The 946-nt window shown below is 34.9% G+C and carries 1 protein-coding gene and 1 pseudogene; both read left to right on the forward strand.

What is annotated here, in order from left to right:
• Positions 1-168: 168 nt before the first annotated feature.
• Complete coding sequence (locus ACFIO5_RS10805; protein ID WP_236093313.1) at positions 169-372, forward strand: helix-turn-helix domain-containing protein; 204 nt, start codon at positions 169-171, stop codon at positions 370-372.
• A gap of 179 nt (positions 373-551) precedes the next feature.
• Positions 552-946: pseudogene (locus ACFIO5_RS10810) on the forward strand (hypothetical protein); the annotation flags it as partial.

Genomic DNA, 946 nt, shown 5'->3' on the forward strand with positions numbered 1-946 from the left:
TAGGTGCATTTATTTGTCGCGTCATATCAATAATGTCTACAAATGGGGTTGACAAACGTTTCATTTGTAGATATACCCATTGTTACTGCCCCTTATATTGGGCAAAACTTTACATACATAACCCCACAAAAATGGATGTTCCAGCATCCATTTGCAGGAGCGAAATTTATGACAATCACACAAAAAGGGGATCACCATAGTATCTTAGCCAAGCTACGCCACCGTAATATAATCTTGGCAAAACTCGAAAAAGCTTACAAAATACCGTCATCCAATATTAAAAATATTTGGACACAGCTTAACGAAAAAATTGAACACACCATTGCGGACTTTATCCGGTTGCTCGCTAAGCAGATGTTTATCAATCGCTAACTCAAAAGCTGCATTCGCATTTCTAAAGCAGAAAAAAAGCGTGATACGGTTTCCCTTGTTCACCCCCTATTCTACAATAATGCCGCTTAAACCTCATTGCAAGAATATGCAAAGCATTTCCCATAGTTTTTTAATTACATAAAATAAAAAATTTATCAATGTCTAAAAGTCAATACAAAATGAGTAAGATAACTTATGCTTCGGAAAAAATGAGACCACCATCTCTTATTCAAAAGCTGAACGTTTACAAGCCATTTCTGCTTATTGTTGATATCAATAGTACAAATTTTGCTTTGGTTGGCAATGGTGAGATCTTAGGACATTTGTTTTATCGTCAAAATAGTCCATCTTATACACAAATTAAAAGCCGTTTGGTAATATATCCTAAATGCTGTAAACTCTATAGTGAAGATATTGCCATACCTCTTCATGATTGGAAAATTGAAAATCTGGGTGGAATAAAGCTTCGGATAAAACATAATAGTTTAAAAACTGGTTCCTTGCACCAAATTGACAAAATTATGATGTTAGTATTTATGTCAGCTTTTGGTGAGGACAGTGGGGTAAGATCTAG

This window comes from Bartonella sp. AA86SXKL (assembly GCF_042196885.1).